Consider the following 25950-nt stretch of genomic DNA (forward strand, 5'->3'; position numbering starts at 1 on the left):
GCGACATCCAATCTCCCCCCAAGTGGGGGAGATGTCCGGCAGGACAGAGGGGGCGCGAAGGAACGCGACTTAGCCGGGATCGCGAAATTATTTTTGAATTCCATTTGACTGAATAATTCTTTGGTGCGAACCTCTTGTCTCCCAGGGACGCAAGCCATGGCACTGCGGGGGACCAATCAGGAATTTGGGCGGCCCTACAACAGGCGCATCGTCCTCGAATCCATCCGCCTTCACGGTCCGATCGCGCGCGGCGACATTGCCCGGCGGGTCGGGCTCACCGTTCAAACGGTATCGACCATCGTTCGCGAGCTGGAAGAACACGGCTACGTTCTATCGATGCGCGAAGAGCCGCGCGGGCGCGGTCTGCCTCCGGCGACCCTGCGGATCAACCCGGAGGGCGGCTATGCCGTCGGCATCCACGTCACCCCGCTGGGTATCCATGCGGCGCTGATCAATTTGAGCGGAGACGTGATCGAGAGCGCCTACCGCGAGGCCGCCAACGCAACGCCAGACCATGCCTTCGATCTGATCGGCGCTATGGTGCTTGAATTGACCGGACTGCGGCCGGGCGGTCGCGTTCTCGGCATCGGCATGGCGCTGCCCGGCCCTTTCGGCGTGGAGTCGATGAGCTTTATCGGCCCGACGACGATGACCGGCTGGAAGGACGTGGCGCTTCGGGAACGGCTGGAGGCCTCGACCGGGCTGCCCGCGTTTTTTGAGACCGACATGGCGGCCGCGGCAATGGGCGAGCGCCTGTATGGCCTCGGGACGGGATATTCCGAATACTACTATCTCTATTTCGGTGTCGGTCTTGGCGGCGTCATGGTCCATGACGGAAGCGCGTTGCGCGGCGCCTGGGGAAATGCCGGCGAGATCGGACACATCCCTGTCGTGCCGGGTGGCGAGCCGTGCCCCTGTGGCAATCGCGGCTGCCTCGAAAGATACCTCTCGCTCGAGGCGCTGCGGCGCCGGAACATCGGCGACGCCGATTGGGTTGATGAAGTCAGGCCGATCTTCCGCAACGCCATCACCATCGTCGAGAACCTGTTCGATCCCGAAACCATCATCCTCGGCGGACTGGCGTCCACCGATTTGCTTGAACGGCTGGCCGGTTCGGTCGCCAAGCTTCCCAACTCGATCTCGGCGCGAAACGACCGCTCGGCGCCGCGTGTCACCGTCGCGCGCGGCGGCCAGCATGCGGTGTTGCGCGGGGCCGCAGCACTTGCCGTCTCAGGAGTGCTTTCGCCCCGCTTCGGCCAGATATTCACCGCCGAGCGCGAACGCGGGCGAGATATACTGCAAGGCAGGGGGATCGCGGCATGAGCGAACCTCTGCTGGTGCTCGACAACGTCACCAAGAACTATGGTGCGATCGAAGCGCTCAAGGGCATCAGCTTCTCGATCGGCAAGGGCGAGGTGGTGGCGCTTTTGGGCGACAATGGCGCCGGCAAATCGACGCTGGTCAAGATCATCGCCGGTGGCCTGGAGCCGACCTCCGGCCGCATGCTGTTCGAGGGCAAGGAATTCCTCGCCAGATCTCCCGCCGAGGCCAAGGCGGCTGGGATCGAGACCGTCTACCAAGACCTCTCGCTTTGCACCAATGTCGACGTGGTGGCCAATTTCTTCATGGGCCGCGAGATCACCAGGAAATTTCTTGGCGTTCCGGTGCTCGACGAACCCGCCATGGAGCAGGTGGTCGAAAAGGCTTTGGCCAGCGCTGGCACGCGCATCCCTTCGCTCAGGACCAATGTCGAGCACCTCTCGGGCGGCCAGCGGCAGGCCATCGAGCTCAATCGATTCGTCCACTTTGGCGGCAAGCTCGTGCTTCTCGACGAGCCGTTCGCAGCACTCGGTATCGAGCAGACGCGGCGCGGCCTCGACATGATCCGCCAGGTGGCGAGGCAAGGTATCGGCGTCGTCATCATCACCCATATCATGCAACAGGCCTTCCAGGTCGCCGACCGGATTGTGGTGATCCGGCAAGGTGTCGTGGCCGGCGATGTCGCGCGCAACAAGACAAGTCCCGACGCGGTGATCGACATGATCACCGGAGAGACGCTCGCCGGTGCCGGACCGGCAGGCTGAGGGACAAACGAGGGGTCCGGCGCAAGAGGAGCGAACGACATGAAGAAAATACTTCTTTCCGTCTTCGGTATCCTGGCACTGGCCTTTGCCACGCTCACGCCGGCATTCGCCCAGTCCAAGGGCACCGTCTACTATCTGGTGCCGACATTGCTCGACGAATTCCAGACCGGCTCGGTGAGCGCTCTGGAGATGTTCCTGAAGCAGGTCGGCTACGAGATGAAGACGCTGAACGCCGATAACAAGACCGACGCTCAGCAATCTCAGATGAACGACGTCATTGCGCTCAAGCCGTCGGCGATCATTCTTGCCGCCGTCGATTTCAATGCGTTGAAGCCATCTATCGAGGCCGCCCGCGCCGCCGGCGTCCCGGTGGTCGAGTTCGATCGCCAGATCACCTCGACACCGTCCGACTTCACGTCGGTGGCGGGAACGGTCGAGATCGGCCAGATTGCCGCCGATCAGGCCGAGAAGCTCTTGAAGGCGAAGCACGGATCGGTGAAAGGCAAGATCCTCCAAGTGCTTGGCGATCCTGGCGACCCCTACACGCTCGACATCCAGAAGGGTTTCGAGGAGAAGATGAAGGCGTTCCCGGATGTCAAGATCATCTCGGTGCCTGCCATGCAATGGGAAGCCAGCAATGCCGGCACCATCGTTGCCGACCAGATGCTCGCCAACCCTGATATCGACCTGATCTTCAGCCACGCCGCCCATCTCTCGGTCGCCGCCGTCGCCTCGCTCGAGGCCGCCGGCAAAAAGCCGGGCGACGTCATGCTGATGAGCTCGAACGGTGCGCCGGTCGGCCTCGACCTGATCCGCAAAGGCTGGCTCAACGTCGAAGTCGAACAGCCGCTCTACGCTCAGGCCGCCGCCGTCGCCATGTTCATGGACAAGGTCGTCAACAAGCAGGAGATCAAGCCGGGCGAGTACGACGTGCTCGGCCTGAAGTCGACTGTGACCATCGAAGCCTGGGGACCGAATATAAAAATCCCCGGCGCTGCGATCACCAAGGAAAACGTCGACAACCCGGCCTTCTGGGGCAATCTGAAGCCGCCCTCGGGCACCGTGAAGCCGGTCGAATAGCAAAGTCGCCCAGGGCTTCGGGCCGCGCTGGCCCGATGCCCCAGCCTCTTTGCAGCTCGGCGCGTTCGAACGGACGCAAGGCAAGCTGCAGCAATTTTCAATCCGCGCATAACCCTTTCCGAGGATCGATGCGCCAGCCGGATCAGCACATGTCGCCCCGCACGCGCCACGCCCTCGAGTTCGTCCTCGACAACCTCGTCTGGTTCATGCTGGTCTTCGTGCTGGTGGTCTTCTCCATCGCCATTCCGAACTATTTCCAGCTCGGCATCTTCGCCAACATCATAGAGGCGTCGAGCGTGCTTGGCGTCATGTCGATCGGCCTGGCGCTGGTCATCATCACCGGTCACATGGACCTGTCGGTCGAATCCGTGGCGGCGCTCAGTGCGATGGCCGTCGGCATCCTGTTCTGCTCGGCGGGTATCGGCCTTGGCGTTCAATTGCACCCGGAATGGCTGATGGTTCCGGTTTCGTTGCTGATCGCCCTTGCTGTCGGCGGCATCATCGGCGCCATCAACGGCTATCTGGTCGTCAAGGTGAAGATGAGTGCCTTCATCATCACGCTGGCGTCCTACATCTGGGTGCGTGGCCTCGTGCTGGTCATTTCCGGCGGCCGCTCGGCACAGGATCTTGCGCCGGCAATCCGCTGGTTCGGCATTCAGCGCCTCCTTGGCCTGCCGCTCACCGCCTGGATCGCGATTGCGTGTTTCGTGGCCTTCTCGCTGATCATGGCCAAGACCCCGTTCGGCAGGCACCTAATCATGATCGGCGGCAACGAGACCGCAACCTTCCGCGCCGGCATCCGCGTCCACCGCAACCTCGTCATCGCCTTCGTTCTCGCTGGCGCTATCGCCGGCCTCGCCGGCTGGCTGCTGGCGATCCGCACCTCCGGCGCCACCGCCAATCTCGGCGTCGGCCTGCTGTTCAACGCCTTCGCCGCCGTCGTCATCGGCGGTGTCAGCCTGAAGGGCGGCGTCGGCACCCTGCCCGGCGTCTATGCCGGAGTGCTGTTGCTGTCGGCCATCAACACGGCGATCAACCTCATGGGCCTTCCGGCCAACTTCACCCAGGTGATTCACGGCCTGCTGGTGCTTGCCGCCGTATTGCTCGACGCATTCAAGCAAACCATCCGCCAGAGGCTGGCATGACCGGGCGTCCAGGGATCGGAAGACTTTCGGACAAGGTCGCGCTGATCGTCGGCAGCGCGCGCGGCATCGGCAAGGGCATCGCACAACGATTTGCCGACGAGGGCGCGAAGCTGGTCCTGGCCGATACCGAAGTCGAGGCCGGGCAAGCGGCCGCGGACGAAGTCGGCGCTGCCTTCATTCGCACCGACATCTCGCAGATGGCCGATGCCGAGGCCGCTGTTGCGCTGGCGCTCGAACATCACGGCCGTCTCGACATCATGGTCCAGAATGCCGGCATCTATCCCTGGCAGTTGCTGGAAAACACCAGTCCGGAGGACTGGGACCGTGTCATGGCGGTCAATTTGCGCGGCAGCTTCAATGCCGCCCGTGCGGCGCTCATTCCGATGAAGGCGCAGCACTTTGGCCGCATGCTGTTCACGTCCTCGATTACCGGCCCGCACGTTACCAGCCCCGGTCACGGCCACTATTCGGCGACCAAGGCCGGCATCAACGGCCTGATCCGTTCGGCCGCCCTCGAATTCTCGGGCTATGGCATCACCGTCAACGGTGTCGAGCCCGGCAACATCCTCACCGAAGCAATCCAGCTGCATCGCGGCGCCGCCTATATCAAGAACATGGAGGACTCCATACCGCTCGGCCGCCTCGGCAGCCCGCGCGACGTGGCCAATGCCTTCCTGTTCCTGGCCTCGGACGACGCCAGCTATATCACCGGCACGACCATCATCGTCGACGGCGGGCAGCTGCTGCCCGAGGGCAAGGATTTTCGGCTCCTTCCGCCATAATCTTTCGGCGCCGGTTTTCGCCAGACGTGCGGCGGCGCCGACGAAACAAAGCTGCGCCCGATAAAGCTCGATTCGCTACCAATGCTTCAACATCGGTTTACCCGAGTTTGGTAACAGCAACGACGCTCGTTTCATGATCAAGCAAAGGGCCTACCTTGCCGCAGCATCATAGCTCTCCTTTCGGCAACCTCAGCGAGTGCAATTGGAGATTGCAGGGCTGCCAGAACTCCGCTGCCGGGAGCCGGGCTTGAGCGTCATTCGCGCCCTGGAAGGCGCCGATCTTCCGGCAGTCGCAGGCATGTTCCAACGCGTGCTGCGCAAGGAGCGGACCGAAGCGCCGGCCTCGCTCATCGACTATTTGAGACGGTTTTATCTGGAGGCGCCCGGTTGCGGAGGCGATCTGCGGTCGCTTGTCCACGTCAACGATGCCGGCCGCGTTTCCGGGTTTGTCGGCGTTCACGTATTACCGATGCAGTTCAACGGCCGGCAATTACACGCCGCCATTTGCAGCTCGCTCATGGTCGAGGATCATGGGCGTGACCCGATGGCCGGCGCTCGCTTGTTGAAGGCTTATCTGGATGGCCCGCAGGACATCTCCTTCAGCGAGACCGCCAATGACATTTCCACGAAATTGTGGACCCGGCTGCGCGGCGTTGTCCTGCCGCAATACAGTCTCGACTGGGTGCGTGTGATGCGGCCGGCCAGCTTTGTGCTCGGCCTTTCCGCCAGTCGCATGAAGCTTGCCCGCATGCTCAATCCGTTTACCCATGCCCTCGACCGATTTTATTGCAGGCGAATGAAGTCCAGCGAACGACGCTGGTCCGGCGTGGCGCCGGACGGGGCAGGTCATGGCGCTTTTCGGACGTCCCAAATCGACAGCGACGCATTTGCCAGGCTCGTCGAACCGTTGACCGCCCAGTTCGCCCTGCGCCCGAATTGGGCGGAAGGCCAGCTTGATCATATGCTGACCGATGCGGCACAAAAGCCGGATCTGGGCGAGCTTGTCTATGTTGCCGTGGCATCGCCGGTCGGCACCAATGTCGGCGCATTCGCCTATCACGCACGGGCGGATGGAATCGGTCGCGTGCTGCAGCTCCTCGCCCTCCCCGGCCAGGCGGGTTCCGTCATCGACTGCCTGATCGATGATGCTGCCGTACGCGGCGTCAGCGGCCTGCGCGGACGCATTCAACCCGCACTCCTGGAAGCGATGCTAGGGCGACGCATTGCTTTCCTGACCGTTGCCTCGACCGTGGTGCATTCACGCGAACCAGAGCTTTTGAATGCCATGAAGAACTCGCAAGCCTTCCTGAACGGGCTTGCGGGCGAGCAGTGGAGCCGGCTGATCGGCGGCCGCTTCACCTGAAGCGTTCAGTCGTGCGGGAGCGAAGTTATTGGCTGATCGTTGGAGACCTTTGCCGGCGGCGCAAGGCGGTGGCTGACGATCTGCCGGCCTCTGACACTGATCCCGGCCCTGACTGTCAGGAGCTTCTTGACTATGCCAAAGGCGGTCACGAATGCCCTGCGATATGTTCGACAAGGCGAGGTGCTTCCTCGGCGATCACCAAGATGATGCCTGACTTGCGTGTGGAGGCGAAGTCCAGCCCTGCGTAGTAAAGGCCCGGCAGGGCGGCCACGCCATCCACGTGAACAGGCTGTCCCGCGCTGTCGAGCGCACCGGGAAGCCTGATCCAACTGAAATCGCCCTTAAAGCCCGTGCACCACACCACGCTCGTTACGCCGGAGGGGGAGAGATCGAGCGAACCGATCGTCGGGTTCGGCTGACGCATCGCGACCGTCTCCGCCGGGTCGGGCTCCGCAACGGGTGCATCGATCCCCATACGGCTGATATAGTCGTCGACATGGCGTTTGACATTTTCGGAGGCTTCATCCGCAAAGCGGACATTCGCTTCGAGATCGTCGGCAAACGAGAGGCTGCCGCCATCCTCGATGCCGGTGAAACGGCCTAGCAGCACGACACCCTGGGCGCTCAGCGCCTGAAGGCTTATCGAACGCGTCGACCCGAGCACGCCACGCGGCGGGGTGCGTCCCGCAAGTCGAATGACCTCCTCCCGGCGGACGTCGAGAAACCCGCTTTCGAGCAGCCAGACCATTATGTCGCGACCCCGGTAGCGACGTGGAAGCCGTCCGACACGACTGGTCGCAAGGAAGACCGTTCGACCCGCGTCTGCCAATTCCTCCGCGATCTGAGCACCAGATTGGCCGCTTCCGACCACCAGCACCGCTCCATCGGGCAGATCGGCAGCGCTGCGGTAACCGGAAGCGTCGATCTGGCGGAGAGCTGGCGACAACGCGGCGGCCCAGACCGGGCGCACCGGACAATTCAGGCTGCCGCTTGCGACGATCACATTGCGCGCCCAAAGCGTGCCGTGTGAGGTGGTCAGCCGATAGGCGCCATTCTCGTGCGTGAGTTCGCTTACCGCCGTATCCGGTTCGATCGGCAGCGCGTTGCGCCCGGCGAAATCCTCAAGGAGAGTGACGAACTGATCGCGCGTCAGGGCACCATCCGGATCCGGACCGTCATAGCAATCGCCCGGCATGACGGTCTGCACGTTGGGAGTATTCATCCGAAATAAATCCCATCGCTGTGTGCGCCAGGTCTCTCCTATGCGGCCCCGCTCCAATATGCTGTGGCGCAGGCCCCTTCGCGCCAGCCAATAGCTGACACCCAGGCCGGCCCAGCCGGCCCCGATGACGACAGCATCGAGAACATCGCCGCCATCGGTCATTTGCTGCGGTGATCTCATAATCGCCCCCGGCAATCTCGCCGCGCAGCATTAAGCCTTGTCCACGGCAACTAGTCCAGCACCGCCGATTCCGTCCGACTGGCCGACCGCATTCCGGTTCGCCAGCCTCTCGCCAGAGCGCAAGGCGAACCCGAGAACCTCCAACGTAGTCTCATCGAGAAACTCCCTTGCTCCGTCCACGGAAAGCCGATTACAGATCAAGACGGACAGGACAATGGGGGGCGGACCATCGGTCACTCTCTAAAGCGCGTCGCATGAAGCCGGTAGAGGCCGGTCGAACGCGTCGCGCTTTAGGTTGGAGGGGCAGGTCAGGTATCGACTTCCTCGACCTCATCAACGAGTTGCGGACGCAGGTGCAGATACCGCGTCGCCTTGCGCTTGGCGGCGATGTCGGCCCAGACGCGTTCCACTTGCGAGGCGTCTAGTCCCGCCGCCTGCCCCACCACTTCGGCCGCCAGGCCGTTGTTGAGGCCGCAAAGGCAAAGATCCATGCGGTCATAGGGAAGCGAGAAGTAGAACTCCTCCTGCGTCTGCGCCAGCGAGTAGGTATCGGTGGTCGGCAGCCGGTTGCGGATTTCCTCGGGGACGCCGAGATAGGCCGCCAGCGCATAGACCTGCGTTTTGTAGAGGTGGGCGATCGGCTTGACGTCCGCCGCGCCGTCACCGTTCTTGACGAAGAAGCCCTGATCGTATTCCAGCCGGTTGGGCGTTCCAAGAACGGCGAAGTTCAGGCGGTCGGCATGATAATATTCGATCTGCTTGCGGGTGCGCTGTTTCATGTTGGTGGCGGCGACGATCCCGAGATAGAATTGGAGCGGCATTCTTAGTTTGGTCTGCTTGCCCTTGGGGTCCTGCACCACCAGCGACGAAATATTGTAGCCCTCATGCTCGAGGGTGTTCGCAATCACGATCTTCGAGGCCCAGCCTTCGCCGTAGTCCGGGACCAATTCGCGGATGAAAGCGTCGCGACGCTGATAGCAGCCGATGGCGCGCAGGGTCGGCCCGATATCCTCCACAATAGCCTCGACACCGAAAGTGCCGGCGACAAGGCGGCCCAGCCGCAGACTTTCCGGATCGGAATCGTTTTCCGGCATGAAGAGGCAGAGTACATTCTGAGGCCCGACGGCTCGCGCGGCCAAGGCGACCGAAACGCTGGAATCGATCCCGCCGGAAAGACCGAGCACGAGGCCGCGCTTGCGAATGCCGCGCAACTGCTGGCGCAAGGCCGTTACGATACGGTCCGTTTCGGCTGCAGGGTCGATCGCCAGAGCCTGCGCCAGAATGGTCTGCGCATCGTCGCTGGGGCGAACACTCATTGCGCGGCCTCCATCATCTCTGCCGCAAGCCGACGGCTGACCTTGCCCGTATCCGTCTTCGGCAATTCCCGGCGGAACTCGACGACCTTGGGCACCATGAAGTCCTCAAGGTGACGAGCGCAGTGGCGCATGACATCCTTTTCGCTGAGCGTCGGGTCCGAGCGTATGACGAGCGCGCCGACCGCATGCCCAAGCAGCGGATCCGGCACGCCTACGACAACGGCTTCCGCGATGCCGGGGTGGGCGTGAAGCACGGCTTCCACTTCCTTCGGCGCCACCTTCTCTCCCCGCGTCTTTATGATGTCGTCCTTGCGGCCGACGAAATAGAGAAAGCCGTCCTCATCGGTCCTGAACAGATCACCGGTGTAGAGAACCTTCTCCCAATGGTTCGGGCCCGGTCGCAGCGCTCGTTCGGTCGCAGCTTCGTTGCGCCAATAACCCTGCATGACGTGCGGTCCGCGAATGACCAGCTCACCCGCAACGCCCGATGGCACTCTCTGCCCGTAGTCGTCGACGACGAAGGCTTCGGTGTTCGGGATGGCTATGCCGACCGACCCCGGCCGGCGATCGAGCTCCTCGGGCGGCAGGTAGGTGCAGCGCTTGCATTCCGTCAGGCCATACATCGAATAGAGCCTGACACCGGGAAAAAGGAAGCGCAGGCGTTCTATGTGAGGCTGCGGCAAGGCCGCCGCCGTATTGGAGATATAGCGAAGGCTGGGCAGGAAGCCCGGTTCCAGGTCACGCATCTGCAGGATCATCGCTGCCATCGTCGGCACCAGCGGAAGACCGGTGACGCCCTCCTCGCGGATACGCTCAAAGATCGCCTGAGGAAAGGCGAACGATTTTTCGAGCACGAGCGTGGCGCCGAGCCTCACAGCCATCAGCAATTGATAAAGGCCGTAGTCGAAGGCAAGCGGAAGGACATTCAGAATGATGTCGTCGGGCGTGTTGCGCAGATAGGTTGTGATGGAGTCCGCGGCCGCGTCGCAATTGCGGTGCGTCATCATCACGCCCTTGGGCCGGCCCGTTGAGCCCGACGTGTAGATCAACATCGCAAGATCGACGTCGATGCCGCGATGGTCTATCTCCCCGGCTTCGAGCGCCAGACAGTCGGCCAGGGATGCAGCCCCCACCGGGCATTGCCCATCGGCACCGACGGTCGAAGCCACGAAGATGCCGGTGTTGCCGCCGCACGCTTCTGCGACCACGGGCATCAGCTTTGCCTGGATAAGGATTGCAGAAGCGTCGCAATCGGCAATGATGTAGGCAAGCTTGTCGGCCTTGGTGGATGGGTTGACCGGACTGAAGGTCGCTCCTGCCTTGAGGACGGCGAAGATCGAAACCGCGGCCTCCCAGCAATTGTCCATGAAAACGACGACCCGATCATCGCGCCTGACGCCGTTCAGGAAGAGAGCAGCGGCAAGGCGGCTCGATAGATCGTCCAATTCTTCGTAGCTCAGCCTTTTATGCTTGGCGATCAATGCCGTCTTGGCTGGTTGGGCAGCGGCATTCGCGGCCAGAAAATGTTCGATCCGCACGGACGCTCCTCCTCGCCGATCACGCCTAGACCGTCGGCGCTTTCGCCTTGATGAAGGACGAAATACGGTCAACCGAATCCAGGTTGGCCGGCACGATGTCGGAATCGACCATCGCGATACCGAAATTGTCCTCAATGAACGCCACGAGTTCCACCACGGCGGTCGAGTCGATGATGTCGTTTTCGATTAGCGAGGCGGTATCTGCAAGTTGGTGCGACGTGTCGCCAAACAGGAAGTTTTCAACGATAAAGGCTCTGACCTTGTCCTTGATTGTAATCATCATTTTTTCCTTCCCTGCATTTCTCAGGCTGCTCTTGCTGCACCGGCCTTGTGGCCAGTGAAACTCTTCTGCCACAGTTGCGTCGACAGAATGCCGACGAAGGCGGCGTTGTCGCGGAACCCGGACGCTGGCTGCGTGCGGCATTTCTCATGAAGGCTGGCCACCGCCTTGGCGTTGAACAGTCCGCCGGCAGCGATACTCGCTTCACTCAGCAAATCGCTGACATAGTCCAGTTCACCGGCTCCAACGAAGGAGCGGGCTTCCGGAGCCCGGTAGGGCTGTTTGCTACGCTCCCGGATCGCGCTGGGAAGCAGATGCCCCGCCACTTTGCGCAATATGTGCTTTTCCACCAATCCCTTCAGTTTCATTTCCGGCGGAAGTCTTGCGGCAAATTCCACCAGGCGATGGTCGAGGTAGGGAAACCGTCCTTCGATACCATGCGCCATGGCCATCCTATCGCCTTGACTGGAGAGGATGTAACCCGGTAGGAGGAATCGGGTTTCCAGATATTGCGCCTGATGCAGCGGGTGCCACAGCGGAAAAGCTTGGGGCAACCGGCTGACCAGTTCCTCGGCCGCATCATAGCCCTTCAACGTCGCGCGCAGGTCACCGGAAAAGAAGATCTTCGCCGCCGCCGTGGTCTTGAAGCGCGGCCGATGCGAGAACAGCGGATCATCGAGCGCAGTGTTGCCGGCGCCGAAGAAAGCAGCCAGGTACTCCACGGACTGCTGCTGCAGGCCCGGCAGATAGGGATAAAGCCTGCGGAACAACTGCGGCCTCATGCGCGATGCCGGCTGCCGTCCGCAGAACCGACGCACACGCGCTTCCCTGAAGATATCGTAGCCGGCAAAAACCTCGTCGGCGCCCTCGCCGGTCAGCACCACTTTCAGGCCGGCCTGGCGAACGAGGCCGGACAACTGATAGAGAGGTGCCGGGGCGGTGCGGATGATCGGCCGCTCGGCAAAGCGGATGACTTCGGGGAAGACGCCGGCGATATCGCCGGCACGACAGGCAATGGTTCGATGCCGGGCGCCAAGTGCTGACGCCATCTCGGTCTGGAAGGCGCTTTCGTCGTGCTCGGCGCTGTCGAACGTCACCGAAAATGTCTGCAGCTGGAGAGGAGTCATGCCGGCGGCAAGTGCCGAAACAAGAGATGAATCGAGCCCGCCCGAAAGATAAGAACCGACCGGCACGTCGGCGCGCATGCGAAGCCTCACCGCATCGGTCAACAGCGCCTGCAGTTCCTCGGCCGCATCGTCCTCGTTCGTGAGCTTCGACGGCGCGTCCCGATGCGGATAGTCGAGCTGCCAATATCGCTTGACCGTGACTTGCCCCGGTGTCGCGATCATCACGCTCGCCGGCTCCAGCTCATGGATGTTGCGGAAAGCCGTGCGGGGAGCGATCGGCGCCCACAGCGTAAAGATCTGGTTGAGTGCGATCGGATCGATTTCGGCCGAGACGCCGGGGACCTTCAGCAACGCTTTGATCTCCGACGCAAAGTAAAGCACGCCGTCCTTGTTCGTGTGGAACAGCGGCCGGACACCCATCCGGTCTCGGGCAAGCACCATGCGCCGGCGCCTGTTATCCCATATCGCGAAGGCGAAATCGCCGTTCAGGAGCGACAGGCAGTCTTCGCCCATCTCGTCATACAGGTGCAGGATGACCTCGGTGTCGCTCGACGTGCGGAAGCGCCGGCCCTTGGCTATCAGCCCTTCGCGCAGTTCCAGGTAGTTGAAAATCTCGCCGTTGAACGCAATCGTCAAATTGCCTGACACGTCGGACATCGGCTGCTGGCCATCACCGATCCCGATCACCGACAGCCGCGCATGCCCGAGCCCAGCGTCGGGTGCCACAAATTTCCCTTGCTCATCCGGCCCGCGATGGGCGATCGCAGCGATCATGCGCGCAAGCAAAGCTTCCGCACCCCGGATCGAACCGAAATAGCCCCCGAATCCGCACATTGCTATGACTCATATATCGGTGAGATACGAAATATAACCTCGATAGCGGACTCAAGCGTTAACCGGATAATTTCACCCGACATATGGTTAACAACATATAAAAGACAATGTACTCCTAGGGCTATTATCTTATCTAGATGGAGAAGTATATTTCAAAGCTAAATGCAACTTTTGTTCGGGTTACAGCGGCGCTGTCGCATTGCGGCTTATGGCCGGCTCAGTGGGTCCATCACAGATCGCTTGTTCGCTCGATGGATTTGCAATCCCGAGCCGCCCCGCTCTAACCCGACAAAACATACGGAAACTAGCGCTTAGTTTGCCCCGAAGTCAGCGAGCGCCTGTTATTCTTCATACGCGCCGTCGAAAATAACGAGGCCCGGCATCGTCGGTGCAATTAGTCACATCGACGAAGTCGACCTTGCAAGCGCGCCGATCAGCGGGCGGAACTAAACCAAGCGGCTATCTGGTGGGCGATGACGGGCTCGAACCGCCGACATCTTCGGTGTAAACGAAGCGCTCTACCAACTGAGCTAATCGCCCGCTCCGGCCGGACCTTTAAGCAGTTAGGACGGGGTTCGCAAGGCCAAATGAGCGCGCAACGCTCTCGCCGCTGATCGTTTTCGGCGGCAAAATCCGGCTTGTCAAAAAACCTTCTCCTGTTTGCTGTTATGCTGTAGCGCTCCGCTTGACACCCGGTGGCTTACGCCTTATCCACCGCCCCAACGACGAACACGGCTGACCGTGCTCGTCTTGCGCGGGTGTAGCTCAGTTGGTTAGAGTGCCGGCCTGTCACGCCGGAGGTCGCGGGTTCGAGCCCCGTCACTCGCGCCATTCTTTTGAATGGTCCTTTCGTACAAAAGTTACAACTTTCAGTTTCCTGGGAGTTTCAACTTTTGTATTCGGTGCGTCACAAGCTGGCCATATGCGTTTCAGCATTGGATTTTCCCAGGCCCGGTTCCCATTTTTCGGGTCCGATGCTCTAACGGAGAAGAAGCCTTGGACGCCCTGAAATCGCTCATCGAATCGCGCCGCTTCGACCTCGCGATCATGGTCCTGATCCTGATCAACGCCGTCACGCTCGGCCTCGAAACCTCGCCCGACGCGATTGCTGCTTTTGGCCCGCTTCTAACGGCCATCGACCGCGCGATCCTCGGCGTCTTCGTGCTCGAACTTGCGATCCGGCTGGTCGTCTACAGGACGCGTTTCTTCCGCGATCCATGGCGAATCTTCGACCTCTTCGTCGTCGGTTTCGCGCTGATCCCCGCGACCGGGTCGCTCTCGGTGCTGAGGGCGCTGCGCATCCTGCGGGTCCTGCGCCTGATCAGCATCGTTCCGTCGCTGCGCCGCGTCGTCACCGGCTTCATCACCGCCTTGCCCGGCATGGGCTCGATCATGCTGTTGCTCGGGCTGGTGTTCTACGTCTTTGCGGTGATGGCGACGAAACTCTACGGCGCGTCCTTTCCCGAACTGTTCGGTGGCATACCAGCGTCGCTGTTCACGCTTTTCCAGGTCATGACCCTCGAGGGCTGGTCGGACGGCGTGGTGCGCCCGGTCATGGAGGTCTATCCGGCCGCCTGGCTGTTCTTCATCCCGTTCATCATCGCGACCTCGTTCACCGTGCTCAATCTGTTCATCGGCGTGATCGTTTCGGCGATGGAGGCCGAGCATGAAGCCGTAGAATCGGCCGACAGGGCGACGCTGCACAGCGATCAGGCCATGATCCTGGCGGAATTACAGGCGCTGCGGGCGGAGGTCCGCGAATTGTCCGGCGTTCGCGGCTAGAGCGCCTCCGCGAGAAACATTCCTATCCGTCGGCGGCTTCTGATGGTGTGGTGCGGTGAAAGAGCCCGCCGCTCCATTTGCGAAGCGGCGGGGCCCCCCAATCACCCCCCCCGATTGCCAGGTCAAATTTGCCCCCGGCATTGCTGACCGTGCAATTGCGGCGCCAGACCCAGTGACCCATTACGGGACACCTATGCCAAAGACGCAAGATAGGTTCGCCGATTCACATTAACTGTGGCTAATATGTCACCGTGGTCGGAACGGACTAACGTCGAGAGCGCCGCGAGGCTGCGCGGCCTCACCCTTAGGGCGAGCAATGCCTCGACCTCTTGTAGCGACGGCATCGACGGCGCCGTGCCGGGTCGGGTGACCGAGATGCCGGCGACCGCGCGAAGCGGACCGCTTGCAGCGGTTCCACCTGCGGATCTATTCACCCGTTTCGTCGGCACCTCCGTGGAAGAAGGATCGGATTTCCTCCCTGTCGACGCTGTCATCGCCGTTCTCGTCGACGGCGGTGAATATCCGCTCGATAAAATCCTGAACCTCGGTTTGAGAAAGCGCGCCATCGCCGTCGGCGTCGACTATGGCGAACATCATTCGCATCCGTGCGCCATGCATCTTCCCGCCCCCCATATGGCGCCCCTCAGGCCCGCGAAAATCGCGATGCCCACGGTCGCCACCTCGCCGTTCTGCTCGGGGGCGGCGATGCTCCTGCCTTCTCTCCTCCAGCATCTCAGTCATCATCTCACGCATCATTTGGCGCATGGAGTCTTCGGTTGGCCCGCCTGGCTGTGAACCTTGATCCTGTGCAGGTGCGGCGGGCGCAGGTGAGCTCGTCTGGGATAGCGCCGGCGAGGCCAGCATAGCCAGCGCCGCGGCGACTGCTGTGGTTTTGCTTGCTGATGTCATCGTATTCTCCTTTGGAGAGACCGAACATGTCGGCATCCAAGCCAAACCCGCTGCTCCCCGCATGGTTCCTGGCGCGTTGGTAGGTGATCGCTGGATATTGGTCCCGACGAGCAAGGAGCGAAGCGACGCGGCGCAGACCCTGGGGTCCATTCCTTGACATCCGCGGGCAGAATAAAAGCGCTCCGTAGCGATCCTTCGCGCCCCCTCTGTCCTGCCGGACATCTCCCCCACAAGGAGGGAGATTGGCCTTCATCACTGATTTCGCCAACTACCAGCCTTGCAAAAAGGGCGCTGTCCGCGAAGCTGCCAATCTCCCCCCAAGTGGGGGAGATGTCCGGCAGGACAGAGGGGGGCGCTGTCCCTCCGCCATCAGAGGTTCTGCACCGGCGTGACGCTCTGATGTCACGGAATGGATTCCAGGGTCTGCGCGCGTCGCTTCGCCCCTTGCTTCGCCCTGGGATGACGAAAGCATGGTGGCCTGTGACTAATCGCCAGCGTCACCGAAGGCCTCACCCCCTGGCGAGCAGCGCCTCGACCTCTTGCAGTGTCGGCATCGACGGCGCCGTGCCGGGTCGGGTGACCGAGATGCCGGCGACGGCGCAGGCGAAGCGGACCGCTTGCAGCGGGTCCACGCCTCTCGCAAGTGCTGCGGCCAGGCCGCCATTGAAGGCGTCGCCGGCGCCGGTGGTCTCGACCACGGGACCGGCATTGATCGCGCCGACATGGTCGGAGCGGCTGGCCGTGTGCAACAGCGCGCCTTTTTCACCGAGCGTCACGATGACGGCACCGACCCCCTTTCCAAGCAGACTGTCGGCGGCGCGGCGGGCGTCGTCGATGGACGACACCTTGATGCCGGTCAGTTCCTCGGCCTCGGTCTCGTTGGGCGTGACATAGTCGCAGAGCGTGTAGATGCGCTCGGCCAGGCTTGCCGCCGGCGCCGGGTTGAGGATGGTCGTCACCCCTGCCCCGCGCGCGATCTCCAGCGCCCGCATCGCCGCCTCGATCGGCTGTTCGAGCTGCGTGACGAAGACGCCGGCCGAGCGGATCAGACCGGCGTTAGCCTCGATATCGCTAGGGGAAATCAGCATGGCCGCACCCGGACTGACGATGATGGCGTTGTTGCCGCTAGTCTCCTCGACGAAGATATAGGCCGCACCCGTATAACTCTCCGGCGTATCGATGACGGCGCTCTTCACCCCGGCCTGCGTCCAGGTCTGCCTGGCCATGTCGGCAAAAGGATCGACGCCAAGGCGCGTCAGAAAGGTGATGTCGGCGCCGAGACGGCCGGCCGCGACCGCCTGGTTGGAGCCCTTGCCGCCCGGGCCGAGGGTGAAGGATGTTCCAAGGATCGTCTCGCCCATGCGCGGTTGGCGAGCTGCGCGGTAAGCAGTGTCGGCGACGAAGACGCCCAATATGACGACAGGCTTGCCCAGCATCCCGCTACTCCGCATTCCGCTACTCCGCGTCCGGCGGCACGACGCCCTTGCGGAAGGCAAAACAGCCATAGAAGCGGCGCTCGCCGGTCTGGATGACGCAATAGGCCTTTTTGGCACGTTCGTAGAAGGCGTAGCGTTCGACCGAGATCATCGGCCAGGCCTTCCCCTCCGCCGCATCGATCTCGCTTTGCACTTCTTGCTGCACGGCGGGAATCTCGTCCGGCTTGCCGACGATCTCCATGCGGGCGGCGGCATCGTCGACGAAAGCGTCCAGCGGATAGAGCGACAGAACCGCCTTGACCACGTCAGCGGCTGGCGCATCGATGCGCAGCAGCCGGCCGAGCACGGTCTGGCGGGCCACCGAATCGGAGGGAAAGTTGGTGTCGGCGATGATCAAATCGTCGCCATGGCCCATCGCCCGCAACGCCCGAAGCACGTCGGCATTGAGCAGCGGATTGATCCCTTTGAGCATAGTTCCCTCCCGAACGGGCTTTTTTGATGCGAAGCCTGGCGCATGATCCCGAAGCGTTGTCGGTTTTCGGACAAGATCATGCGCAATTCAAAGTGTTTAAAGACGATTGCCGGTCTCTGCGTCGAAGAGATGGACCTGGTCGAGCCGCGGTTTTAGATGCAGCGTGTCGCCGGGCTTGAAGTCGTGGCGTTCGCGGAACAGCGCCACCATCTCGCCCTCGCCGAAACGCAGAAACACCAGCGTTTCGGAACCAGTCGGCTCGACGACGGAAATCTTCGCCGGCACGCCGTCGGGGTGGATTTCGAGATGCTCGGGCCGGACGCCGTAGACGACATTGCGCCCGTCCTCCACCTTGCTGCTCGCGGCCATCGGGAACGGCGTCCCGGCGATCTCGACGATGGGTTTGTCGCCCTTGCGCACGACGCCCTTGAGCAGGTTCATCGACGGCGAGCCGATAAAGCCGGCGACGAACAGATTGGCCGGCCGGTCGAACAGTTCCAGCGGCGCGCCGACCTGCTCGATGCGGCCGTCGCGCATCACGACGATCTTGTCGGCCATGGTCATCGCCTCGATCTGGTCGTGCGTGACATAGATGGTGGTGGTCTTCAGCCGCTGGTGCAGTTCCTTGATCTCGGTGCGCATCTGGACGCGCAGCTTGGCGTCGAGGTTCGACAGCGGCTCGTCGAACAAAAACACCTGAGGGTTGCGCACGATGGCGCGGCCCATGGCGACGCGCTGGCGCTGGCCGCCCGAGAGCTGGCGCGGATAGCGCTTGAGATAGGGGCTGAGATCGAGGATATCGGCGGCGCGCTTGACCCGCTCGGCGACATCAGCCGGATCGGTCTTCCGCAGCTTGAGCGCAAAGGCCATGTTCTGCTCGACCGTCTTGTGCGGATAGAGCGCGTAGTTCTGGAACACCATGGCGATGTCGCGCTTGGCCGGCGGCAGATGGTTGACGACACGGTCGCCGATGGCGATCGTGCCGCCGGAAACGGTCTCCAGCCCCGCCACCATCCTGAGCAGCGTGGACTTGCCGCACCCCGAGGGACCGACCAGCACCACGAACTGCCCGTCGGCGATGTCGACGCTGACACCGTGCAGGACCTTGACGGTTCCGAACGCCTTGGCCACATTGCTGATCGCGACTTGAGCCATTGGCCCCCCTTTCGTTGCGGTGAAGCTAAACAACGCAAACAGCGAGGGCAAGTCAGTCTTTTATAGATAAAAAACCCCATTCTCGTTTGACACGGCACTTGGTTGTGAGAATAGTGAAAGGGCTCGGGTTTTGACCCTGTTCCGGGCCCGCCGGCACGCTGGTCCGGACCACGGAAGTCGAAGCGTCGCGGGAGGAAAACTTGGGCCGCAATTACCAGGAGTCGCTGTTGTTGGGGAACATTTCCAGCGCTCCAAACACCCGAATAATCACCATTGAGATACAATCACCATTGAGGATTCTGGGAGGAACGAAATGAAAGTCAGCCTTTACAACCAACTTGTCCGCGCGGGAGCCACCCGCCGCGATGTCCTCAAGGGCGCGGCCAGCATGGCCGCGATCGCAGCGGCATCCAGCGCCGGGCTTGGCGCGCTGACGCGCCCGGCTTCCGCTGCAAGCGAATTGCGCGCGCAGATCCTGCAGATCCCTGGTGTCGGCAAGGGCCAGCCGACCGATGCCGACTTCCAGCAAGTCGGCGAGCTTTGCCTGGAGGCGACCAAGGCCAACGTCAAGGAAGGCGAATTCGCCGGCGTCCAGCTCACCTTCATGGGGCTCAACAACCAGAACCTGCATAATGTGCTGTTTCGCGGCTTCCTGAAGCCGTGGGAGACCTATACCGGTGCCAAGATCAACTGGATCGACCTGGCGCAGGCGGACTACAATGCCCGCCTGCAGCAGTCGATCGCCACCGGCACCGTCGATTTCGACATCATCGAGATGGGCGCGCCGTTCGAAGGCGACGTCTGCGGCAAGGGCCTCACTTCCGAAATGCCGGACTGGGTCAAGGACCAGATCGACATGAAGGACGTCGTGGCCTACCTGCAGCCACCGGTCGGCACCTGGGACGGCAAGCAGTACCGGGTGACCGTCGACGGCGACGCGCATAACTTCAACTACCGCACCGACGTGTTTGCCGATGCCGACCTCGCCAAGGCATGGAAGGACAGCGGCGGTGGCGGTGAATGGGAAGTGCCGAAAACCTGGCAGCAGGTGCAGGCGGTGACCAAGTTCCTCAAGGGCAAGCAGTTCCAGGGCCAGGACGTCTTCGGCTATCTCGATGCGCCCAAGGCCTGGGGCGGCTTCGGCTTCTATTTCCTCGGCAGCCGCGCCTCGGCCTATGCCAAGCATCCCGACGACAAGGCCTGGCTGTTCGATGCCGATACGATGAAGCCGCGCATCAACAATCCGGCCTGGGTGCGGGCGATCCAGGACGTCATCGACGCGCTGCCTTCCGAGCCTGCCGACCAGATCAACGCCGACCCGAATACCACCGCCTTCCAGCAGTTCCTGGCCGGCACCGGTTCGATGGTCACCTGGTGGGGCGACGTCGGCTCCAACGTCAAGACCAACGACAGCTCTGTCGTCGGCGACGTCACCGGCTTCTCGATCCTGCCAGGCTCGGACGACGTCTACAATTCCAAGACCGGCCAGTGGGACAAGCTGGCCAGCGGCCCGAATTATTCGCCGAACTGCGCCTATCTCGGCTGGGGCGTCTACGTCATGGCACGGGTCGATAGCGACGAAAAGAAAAAGAAGGCGGCCTGGTCTGCCGCTGCCCATCTCGGCGGCAAGGACCTGTCGCTCTGGTGCGCGGCATATCCGTCCGGCTTCCAGCCCTATCGCAACTCGCATTTCGACATTCCGGAATGGGTGGCGGCCGGTTACGACGAGGCATTCATCACCTCGTATCTGAAGTCGGAGGCCGACAGCTACAACCATCCGAACGCCGCGATCGAGCCGCGCATCCCGGGCATCTTCCAGTATTACAGTGCCGCCGAGGACATCCTGGCCAACACATTTGCCGGCAAGATGACGGCGCAGGAAGGCGCCGACGCCATCGCAGCTGCCTGGGAGAAGCTGACCGACCAGATCGGCCGCGAAAACCAGATCAAGCTCTACAAGGCCTCGCTTGGCATGTAGGCTGAGATTCTAGGAACCGCGGTCCGGCGACACAAAGCCGCCGGACCGCAGCTTGACCGGCCCGGTCATAAAAGCCTTCAGTGAACGGACGAGACGCGTGGCTGACCAGACTTTGCCCACCAATGCGTGGCCGGCAAACGCCGCTCCATCCGATCTGATATCGCCGGGCCGCAAGCGGCTCGGCCGGGCGTTGATGGCCGTTGCGACGCTCGGCCTGCTGGCAGTGATCGCAGTTCAGATCCTTTACAAGACAGAGGTCGACACCATCGGCTTCGAGACCTGGCGGCCGGTCGTCTATGCCTATGTGCTGTGGGGTATGGCACTCGGTATCGGCCAGGTGCTGACGCGCGGCGAAGACGGCCAGCGCGCGCTGTTCCTGCTGCCGGCGCTGCTGTTCACCATCGCCATGGTGATCTTCCCGACTCTGTTCGGCTTCTACATTGCGCTGACCGACTGGAACCTCAGTTCCTTCTCCGGCCGGAAGTTCAACGGGCTCGACAATTTCTGGCAGATGCTGGCCGATCCCTATTACCGCAACGCGCTGTTCAACATGGTGCTCTATGTGCTGGCGGTGCTGGTCGAATACGTCATCGCCTTTGGCCTCGCCCTGCTGCTCAACGCACAGATCCGAGCGCGTAAATTCTTCCGTGTCGTCTTCCTGATGCCGTTGATGCTGTCGCCGGTCGCGGTGTCGTGGATGATCGGCAAATCGCTGATGGAATACCGCTTCGGGCCGGCCGCGGCGCTGGCGCGCCAGCTCGGCTGGGAAAACCCCGCCTTCTTCTCAAACCCGATCACCGCCCGCATCTCGATCATGGTGCTGGATGCCTGGACGTTCATCCCGTTCATGATGATCATGCTGCTCGCCGGACTTCAGGCGATGTCGCGCGAGGTGCTTGAGGCGGCCAGGGTAGACGGCGCCAATGCCTGGCAGACGTTCTGGCAGGTCACCTTTCCGCTGATGCTGCCGGTATCGGTGACGGCGATCATCCTGCGCATCATCTTCAAACTGAAGCTTGCCGACATCATCATCACCGTCACCTCGGGCGGGCCGGGCGGCGCGACCGATTCCGTGTCGAGCTTCATCTACCGCGAGTATCGCGACCGCTCGAATGTCGGCTACGGCACCATGCTAGCGATGGCCTACCTCATTATCATAATCGTGTTCGTGACGTGGCTGTTGAAATTCGCCAACCGCTTCGTGCGCAACGTCAATTGACAGGCGGCCAGATGAGCGTTCAGACCACCGACTATGCCGCTTCCGAAATCCGCTCGCCGGCGAGCTTTCTCGCCAACCGTGTCTTCATCTATGGCGCGCTGGTGTTCTGGGCCTTCATCTGCCTGTTCCCGATCTACTGGACGATTACCACCTCGTTCAAGACCGCGGTCGACGTCACCCAGGGCCATCTCATCCCGTTCGTCGACTTCCGGCCGGACTGGAAGGGCTGGCGCTCGCTCGGCCTGTCGCCGGATGCGATCTTCCGGACCTCGACGGTGCGCGACGAGTTCATCAAGCGCTTCATGAATTCGGTCATCACCTCGGTCGGCGCATCGAGCCTCGCCATCGTCATTGGCAGCCTCGCCGCCTACGGCCTCACCCGCTACCGCTATCACTTCGCCTGGTTCAAGAACGAGGACATCTCCTTCTTCTTCCTGTCGCAGCTGATCCTGCCGCCGGTGGTGCTCGCCCTACCCTTTCTCGTGCTGTACCGGGAAGTCGGCATGCTCGACACGCGCATCGGGCTGATCCTGCTCTACACGCTGATGGTGCTGCCGATCGTCATCTGGATCATGCGCGACCAGTTCAACTCGATACCGGTCGAACTGGAGGAAGCAGCCCTGGTCGACGGCCTGTCGATCTGGGGCGCCTTCTTCCGCATCGTCATGCCGATCGCGCTGCCGGGCATGGTCGCGGCCTTCATCCTGGCGATGGTGCTGTGCTGGAACGAGTATTTCTTCGCCGCACTGCTGACCTCGACCGACGCCAAGACCATTCCCGTCATGGTGGCGAGCCAGACCGGCTCGCAGGGCATCAACTGGTGGTCGATGGCCGCACTCGCCACCGCCGCGATAACGCCGCTTGCCGTCATCGGCATCGCGCTGGAGCGCTACCTGATCATGGGCATGACGGCGGGCGCGGTGAAGTAGGCGGTTGCTGTCTTCCCTTCTCCCCTTGTTGTGGGAGAAGGTGGATTGGCGCGTAGCGCCGAGACGGATGAGGGGTGCTGGCCGGAGCGCTGTTGGTGCCAAGCTGGAACACCCCTCATCCGACCTCGCTTCGCGAGGCCACCTTCTCCCACAAACAAGGGGAGAAGGAGAAACCGCTCTAGGCTAAAAGTATCGCCCGCAGATGGTCGAGGATCATGGCAACGCCCCGTTGCCCCAATTCCGCCGAAGCATCCTTTGCGCTCGCCGTGTACCATCCCGTATTGTCGGCGAAGTGGCCGGCGTCCACCGCTTGCGGGCACAGCGCCAGCATCAGTGACGTCTCGCCGATGCCGGCATGATCGAACGGATACTGGCCGTCCGTCGCCGCCGGCATCAGCGGATGCACCTGTATCCAGTTGAAGAAATTGGCGCCTTCGGCATGTCCGGAATAGTAATCGGCCATCGCCTGCGAGCCCCACCAGCCCTCGCCGCGCTCCTTTTCGAGGAAGCGGAAGATCGCCTGCCGGCCGGCGCTCTTGAAGGCGAGATCGGTCGGCATGCCGGCGGCGAAATTCTCGGTCTGGTGGTGGATGATGGCATGGACGTTGCGAAAGCCGATGCGCAGCAGGCTGTAGAACAATTCCTCAGCGAACGGCGCCAGCGCGTTGCCGCCGACCTGCACCGAGCCGCTGCCTTCAGGCGGCGCTACCGCATAGCTAGCCGCACCGTAATAAAAGGGCGGCAGGATGACGATGTCGGCTTCGCGCTCGAACAGCTCCAGTGTCTTGACGACCGCCAGCGTGTCCATGCCGACGGCCATGTGCTCGCCGTGGTATTCGAGTACGCCGAGCGGGAGGACGACCGGCCAGTTTTCGGCGATCGCCTTGCGGATCTGGTTGGGCAGCATCAACTCGTAGCGCATGATCTATTCCATGTTGGTGTGACGGGCACGCATCGCCTCGGGCGAAATGCCGGTGATTGTCCTGAGCTTCAGCACCATCACCTCGAACAACAGGAACAAAGCGCCTTCGAAGACCGACCCCATCGGCAGCACGGATGGCTCTTCCGAACCCTGGTCGTCGGCCATCGTCTGCGCCGGGATAAGCAAGGTGAAGTCGGCAAGTTTTGCCGCGCTGCTCCCGGTCTGGGCAGTTAGCAGCAGGACGGTCGCACCCGCCTCGCAAGCGACCCGCATCAGGGTGAGCACGGTCGAGGTTTCGCCCGGCCCGAACTGACGAGAAAGACGTCCCCCGCCGCGAGCGGCGGCGTGTTCATGTCGCCGACCACAGAGATTGGCAGGCCGAGATGGTAGAGCCGCATGGCGAAGCCCTTGACCTGCAAGGCCTCGCGGCCGCAGCCATAGACGGCGATTTTTTGCGCACCGGCCAGCATGGCGCAGGCGGCGTCGATGATGCTTTCATCCACTCGCTCCAGCACGCCGCCAAGCTCGCCCAACGCGATCGCGAACAGATCAGTGCCGGCCCTGGTCATGACGGTTCCGCCAGTCTGCCGGAGGCCGAAAAAGGTCTGGATTGTCTCATCATTTTTTCCGCCGAACAGCTTGTTTTCATTCATGCTACCACCGCGAAAATCCGTGTCCAACGGCGCTGCGCGCTTTTGCTGTGCCACGGGCGTGATAGTGTCATGTCAGAAAAATCAACCCAGGAAACGACAGGACATGAAGACACGGCATTTCGACCGCATCGGCAATGGTGGCATCAATTTCACGGAACTCGGCTTCGGCACGGCGCCGCTGGGAAACCTCTATCGTGCTGTCTCCGACGAGGATGCCAAGGCCACCCTGGAGACCGCATGGCAAGTCGGCTGCCGTTACTACGACACCGCGCCACTGTATGGGCTTGGCCTGTCGGAAACGCGGCTCAATCCGTTCCTGCGCTCGAAAAAGCGCGACGACTATGTGCTGTCGAGCAAGGTCGGCCGCATCATGCGCGCCTGCCCGGCGGACCAGCGCACCGGCATCGGCAAGTTCTTCGACACGCCGTCGCGCCGCGAGGTCTACGACTACAGCTATGATGGCGTCATGCGCTCCTTCGAAACCTCGCTGGAACGCCTCGGCGTCGACCGCATCGACATTCTTTTCGTGCATGACGTCGACGTCTTCACCCATGGCAGCAAGGAGGCCTCGGACCAGCGCATCGAGGAGTTCATGCGCTCGGGCTATTACGGGCTGCTGTCCCTGCGTGATCAGGGCGCCATCAAGGCGTTCGGCGGCGGCATCAACGAATGGCAGGTTGCCCAGACACTTGCCGAGCGCGGCGACTTCGACCTTTTCCTGCTTGCCGGGCGCTATACGCTGCTGGAGCAGGAGGCGCTGCAATCCTTCCTGCCGCTATGCCAGAAGCGCGGCATCGGCATCGTTCTCGGCGGGCCGTATAATTCCGGCATCCTGGCAACCGGTCCGAAGCCCGGCGCCTATTACAATTATACCGAGGCGCCGCAGGACATCATCGACCGCGTCGCGCGCATCGAGGCCGTCTGCAAGCGCCACGGTGTGCGCCTGATCGAGGCGGCACTGCAATTTCCGCTGCTGCACCCTTCGGTCGTGTCGGTGATCCCCGGCGGCCAGCGGCCGAGCGAGGTCGAAAGCAATCGGTCGCTGCTCGACGCGAATCTGCCATCGGCACTCTGGGCCGATCTCAAGCAGGAAGGGCTGATGCGCGCCGATGCACCGACGGCATAAAGCCGCCTGCTGCTGGCCGGTTAGGCGCACAAAGAAAAGCCGGGGCATGCCCGGCTTTTCTGGTCGCTGAAAAAGGTTCGAAGCCCGCTTAGTTGACTGCGTCCTTGAGGCCCTTGCCGGCCGAAAACTTCGGCACGGTGCGCGCCGGAATCTGCACTTCCGCGCCGGTCTGCGGATTGCGGCCGGTCGAGGCAGCGCGTTTTGACACGGTGAAATTTCCGAAGCCGACAAGCCGGACATCGCCCCCCTTCTTCAGTTCGCCGGTGATGACGGAGAACACCGCATCAACCGCCGACTGCGCGTCACCCTTCGAAATACTCGCGGCATCGGCGACAGCGGACACCAATTCGTTCTTGTTCATAAAAATTCCCTTCCATGAGAAACCGGAACGTACGACTCATCCGGCAGGAAACGGACT

22 protein-coding genes, 2 tRNA genes and 2 pseudogenes are annotated in these 25950 nt (G+C 62.2%); 12 read left to right on the top strand and 14 right to left on the bottom strand.

Features of this window, described 5'->3' with window-relative positions; translation table 11 throughout:
- Positions 1-156: 156 nt before the first annotated feature.
- The 6 genes from NMG80_RS10895 to NMG80_RS10920 all read left to right on the top strand — a co-directional run bounded on the left by NMG80_RS10895 (position 157) and on the right by NMG80_RS10920 (position 6454).
- Positions 157-1323: an ROK family transcriptional regulator gene (locus tag NMG80_RS10895; protein WP_254018080.1), complete on the top strand. Its 1167-nt coding sequence runs from the start codon at positions 157-159 to the stop codon at positions 1321-1323.
- Positions 1320-2084, top strand: a complete 765-nt coding sequence (locus NMG80_RS10900) for an ATP-binding cassette domain-containing protein (RefSeq protein ID WP_254018081.1) — start codon at positions 1320-1322, stop codon at positions 2082-2084. The genes NMG80_RS10895 and NMG80_RS10900 overlap by 4 nt, the downstream gene beginning before the upstream one ends.
- Positions 2085-2123: 39 nt before the next feature.
- Complete coding sequence (locus NMG80_RS10905) at positions 2124-3164, top strand: sugar ABC transporter substrate-binding protein (protein WP_254018082.1); 1041 nt, start codon at positions 2124-2126, stop codon at positions 3162-3164.
- Between the two features lie 149 nt (positions 3165-3313).
- On the top strand, positions 3314-4309 hold the full coding sequence (locus NMG80_RS10910; protein ID WP_254018083.1) for an ABC transporter permease: 996 nt from the start codon (positions 3314-3316) through the stop codon (positions 4307-4309).
- A complete protein-coding gene (locus NMG80_RS10915) occupies positions 4306-5091 on the top strand; it encodes an SDR family NAD(P)-dependent oxidoreductase (RefSeq protein WP_254018084.1) in 786 nt (261 codons plus the stop codon). Before NMG80_RS10910 ends, NMG80_RS10915 begins: the two co-directional genes overlap by 4 nt.
- Before the next feature lie 247 nt (positions 5092-5338).
- A complete protein-coding gene (locus NMG80_RS10920) occupies positions 5339-6454 on the top strand; it encodes a hypothetical protein (RefSeq protein WP_254018085.1) in 1116 nt (371 codons plus the stop codon).
- 145 nt (positions 6455-6599) lie between these two features.
- Here the strand turns inward: NMG80_RS10920 and NMG80_RS10925 are convergent, their stop codons facing one another.
- The 6 genes from NMG80_RS10925 to NMG80_RS10950 all read right to left on the bottom strand — a co-directional run bounded on the left by NMG80_RS10925 (position 6600) and on the right by NMG80_RS10950 (position 13491).
- The gene (locus tag NMG80_RS10925; protein ID WP_367185944.1) at positions 6600-7856 is read right to left on the bottom strand and encodes a flavin-containing monooxygenase; all 1257 of its coding nucleotides are present in this window, start codon (positions 7854-7856) and stop codon (positions 6600-6602) included.
- A gap of 308 nt (positions 7857-8164) precedes the next feature.
- Entirely contained in the window at positions 8165-9172 is a 1008-nt protein-coding gene (gene nadE / locus NMG80_RS10930; protein ID WP_254018086.1) for an NAD(+) synthase, read from the bottom strand.
- On the bottom strand, positions 9169-10710 hold the full coding sequence (locus tag NMG80_RS10935) for a class I adenylate-forming enzyme family protein (RefSeq protein WP_254018087.1): 1542 nt from the start codon (positions 10708-10710) through the stop codon (positions 9169-9171). The genes nadE and NMG80_RS10935 overlap by 4 nt, the downstream gene beginning before the upstream one ends.
- Before the next feature lie 25 nt (positions 10711-10735).
- On the bottom strand, positions 10736-10993 hold the full coding sequence (locus tag NMG80_RS10940) for an acyl carrier protein (protein ID WP_254018088.1): 258 nt from the start codon (positions 10991-10993) through the stop codon (positions 10736-10738).
- A gap of 20 nt (positions 10994-11013) precedes the next feature.
- Positions 11014-12951 (bottom strand): asparagine synthase (glutamine-hydrolyzing), encoded by a 1938-nt coding sequence (gene asnB, locus NMG80_RS10945; protein ID WP_254018089.1) that lies wholly within the window; start codon positions 12949-12951, stop codon positions 11014-11016.
- Positions 12952-13415: 464 nt separating this feature from the next.
- A tRNA-Val gene (locus NMG80_RS10950) sits at positions 13416-13491 on the bottom strand.
- Positions 13492-13705: 214 nt separating this feature from the next.
- Here NMG80_RS10950 and NMG80_RS10955 point away from each other — a divergent pair.
- Positions 13706-13782 (top strand) — tRNA-Asp (locus NMG80_RS10955).
- A 165-nt stretch (positions 13783-13947) separates the two neighbouring features.
- Positions 13948-14733, top strand: a complete 786-nt coding sequence (locus NMG80_RS10960) for an ion transporter (protein ID WP_254018090.1) — start codon at positions 13948-13950, stop codon at positions 14731-14733.
- 308 nt (positions 14734-15041) lie between these two features.
- On the opposite strand, the pseudogene NMG80_RS37820 reads toward NMG80_RS10960, so the two are convergent.
- The 5 genes and pseudogenes from NMG80_RS37820 to NMG80_RS10980 all read right to left on the bottom strand — a co-directional run.
- A pseudogene (locus NMG80_RS37820) lies at positions 15042-15151 on the bottom strand (ribokinase); the annotation flags it as partial.
- Positions 15152-15159: 8 nt separating this feature from the next.
- Positions 15160-15642 (bottom strand): EF-hand domain-containing protein, encoded by a 483-nt coding sequence (locus NMG80_RS37825; RefSeq protein WP_436798585.1) that lies wholly within the window; start codon positions 15640-15642, stop codon positions 15160-15162.
- Positions 15643-16151: 509 nt separating this feature from the next.
- The gene (gene rbsK, locus NMG80_RS10970; RefSeq protein ID WP_254018092.1) at positions 16152-17078 is read right to left on the bottom strand and encodes a ribokinase; all 927 of its coding nucleotides are present in this window, start codon (positions 17076-17078) and stop codon (positions 16152-16154) included.
- Between the two features lie 19 nt (positions 17079-17097).
- The gene (locus NMG80_RS10975; protein WP_254018093.1) at positions 17098-17550 is read right to left on the bottom strand and encodes an RbsD/FucU family protein; all 453 of its coding nucleotides are present in this window, start codon (positions 17548-17550) and stop codon (positions 17098-17100) included.
- Between the two features lie 96 nt (positions 17551-17646).
- The gene (locus NMG80_RS10980) at positions 17647-18705 is read right to left on the bottom strand and encodes an ABC transporter ATP-binding protein (protein ID WP_254018094.1); all 1059 of its coding nucleotides are present in this window, start codon (positions 18703-18705) and stop codon (positions 17647-17649) included.
- A 313-nt stretch (positions 18706-19018) separates the two neighbouring features.
- On the opposite strand from NMG80_RS10980, the gene NMG80_RS10985 reads away from it, so the two are divergent.
- The 3 genes from NMG80_RS10985 to NMG80_RS10995 all read left to right on the top strand — a co-directional run bounded on the left by NMG80_RS10985 (position 19019) and on the right by NMG80_RS10995 (position 22831).
- Entirely contained in the window at positions 19019-20683 is a 1665-nt protein-coding gene (locus NMG80_RS10985) for an ABC transporter substrate-binding protein (RefSeq protein WP_254018095.1), read from the top strand.
- A 97-nt stretch (positions 20684-20780) separates the two neighbouring features.
- On the top strand, positions 20781-21902 hold the full coding sequence (locus tag NMG80_RS10990; protein ID WP_254018096.1) for a carbohydrate ABC transporter permease: 1122 nt from the start codon (positions 20781-20783) through the stop codon (positions 21900-21902).
- 11 nt (positions 21903-21913) lie between these two features.
- Complete coding sequence (locus NMG80_RS10995) at positions 21914-22831, top strand: carbohydrate ABC transporter permease (protein WP_254018097.1); 918 nt, start codon at positions 21914-21916, stop codon at positions 22829-22831.
- 178 nt (positions 22832-23009) lie between these two features.
- On the opposite strand, the gene NMG80_RS11000 is transcribed toward NMG80_RS10995, so the two are convergent.
- Together NMG80_RS11000 and NMG80_RS11005 are read right to left on the bottom strand one after the other, a co-directional pair.
- A complete protein-coding gene (locus NMG80_RS11000) occupies positions 23010-23753 on the bottom strand; it encodes a creatininase family protein (RefSeq protein ID WP_254018098.1) in 744 nt (247 codons plus the stop codon).
- A 3-nt stretch (positions 23754-23756) separates the two neighbouring features.
- Positions 23757-24322: pseudogene (locus NMG80_RS11005) on the bottom strand (SIS domain-containing protein).
- A gap of 187 nt (positions 24323-24509) precedes the next feature.
- On the opposite strand from NMG80_RS11005, the gene NMG80_RS11010 reads away from it, so the two are divergent.
- A complete protein-coding gene (locus NMG80_RS11010) occupies positions 24510-25532 on the top strand; it encodes an aldo/keto reductase (protein ID WP_254018099.1) in 1023 nt (340 codons plus the stop codon).
- An 88-nt stretch (positions 25533-25620) separates the two neighbouring features.
- Here the strand turns inward: NMG80_RS11010 and NMG80_RS11015 are convergent, their stop codons facing one another.
- The gene (locus NMG80_RS11015) at positions 25621-25893 is read right to left on the bottom strand and encodes an HU family DNA-binding protein (RefSeq protein WP_023798342.1); all 273 of its coding nucleotides are present in this window, start codon (positions 25891-25893) and stop codon (positions 25621-25623) included.
- Positions 25894-25950 lie beyond the last annotated feature (57 nt).

The organism is Mesorhizobium escarrei, assembly GCF_935825525.1.
Classification (GTDB): Bacteria; Pseudomonadota; Alphaproteobacteria; order Rhizobiales; family Rhizobiaceae; genus Mesorhizobium; species Mesorhizobium escarrei.

Coding starts and splice junctions, on each gene's coding strand:
- NMG80_RS37825 (WP_436798585.1), bottom strand. CDS start 15,642: ATGACATCAGCAAGCAAAACCACAGCAGTCGCCGCGGCGCTGGCTATG.
- asnB (WP_254018089.1), bottom strand. CDS start 12,951: ATGTGCGGATTCGGGGGCTATTTCGGTTCGATCCGGGGTGCGGAAGCT.
- NMG80_RS10995 (WP_254018097.1), top strand. CDS start 21,914: ATGAGCGTTCAGACCACCGACTATGCCGCTTCCGAAATCCGCTCGCCG.
- NMG80_RS10915 (WP_254018084.1), top strand. CDS start 4,306: ATGACCGGGCGTCCAGGGATCGGAAGACTTTCGGACAAGGTCGCGCTG.
- NMG80_RS11015 (WP_023798342.1), bottom strand. CDS start 25,893: ATGAACAAGAACGAATTGGTGTCCGCTGTCGCCGATGCCGCGAGTATT.
- NMG80_RS10895 (WP_254018080.1), top strand. CDS start 157: ATGGCACTGCGGGGGACCAATCAGGAATTTGGGCGGCCCTACAACAGG.
- NMG80_RS10940 (WP_254018088.1), bottom strand. CDS start 10,993: ATGATGATTACAATCAAGGACAAGGTCAGAGCCTTTATCGTTGAAAAC.
- NMG80_RS11010 (WP_254018099.1), top strand. CDS start 24,510: ATGAAGACACGGCATTTCGACCGCATCGGCAATGGTGGCATCAATTTC.
- NMG80_RS11000 (WP_254018098.1), bottom strand. CDS start 23,753: ATGCGCTACGAGTTGATGCTGCCCAACCAGATCCGCAAGGCGATCGCC.
- NMG80_RS10975 (WP_254018093.1), bottom strand. CDS start 17,550: ATGCTCAAAGGGATCAATCCGCTGCTCAATGCCGACGTGCTTCGGGCG.
- NMG80_RS10905 (WP_254018082.1), top strand. CDS start 2,124: ATGAAGAAAATACTTCTTTCCGTCTTCGGTATCCTGGCACTGGCCTTT.
- nadE (WP_254018086.1), bottom strand. CDS start 9,172: ATGAGTGTTCGCCCCAGCGACGATGCGCAGACCATTCTGGCGCAGGCT.
- NMG80_RS10985 (WP_254018095.1), top strand. CDS start 19,019: ATGAAAGTCAGCCTTTACAACCAACTTGTCCGCGCGGGAGCCACCCGC.
- rbsK (WP_254018092.1), bottom strand. CDS start 17,078: ATGCTGGGCAAGCCTGTCGTCATATTGGGCGTCTTCGTCGCCGACACT.
- NMG80_RS10925 (WP_367185944.1), bottom strand. CDS start 7,856: ATGAGATCACCGCAGCAAATGACCGATGGCGGCGATGTTCTCGATGCT.
- NMG80_RS10980 (WP_254018094.1), bottom strand. CDS start 18,705: ATGGCTCAAGTCGCGATCAGCAATGTGGCCAAGGCGTTCGGAACCGTC.
- NMG80_RS10900 (WP_254018081.1), top strand. CDS start 1,320: ATGAGCGAACCTCTGCTGGTGCTCGACAACGTCACCAAGAACTATGGT.
- NMG80_RS10910 (WP_254018083.1), top strand. CDS start 3,314: ATGTCGCCCCGCACGCGCCACGCCCTCGAGTTCGTCCTCGACAACCTC.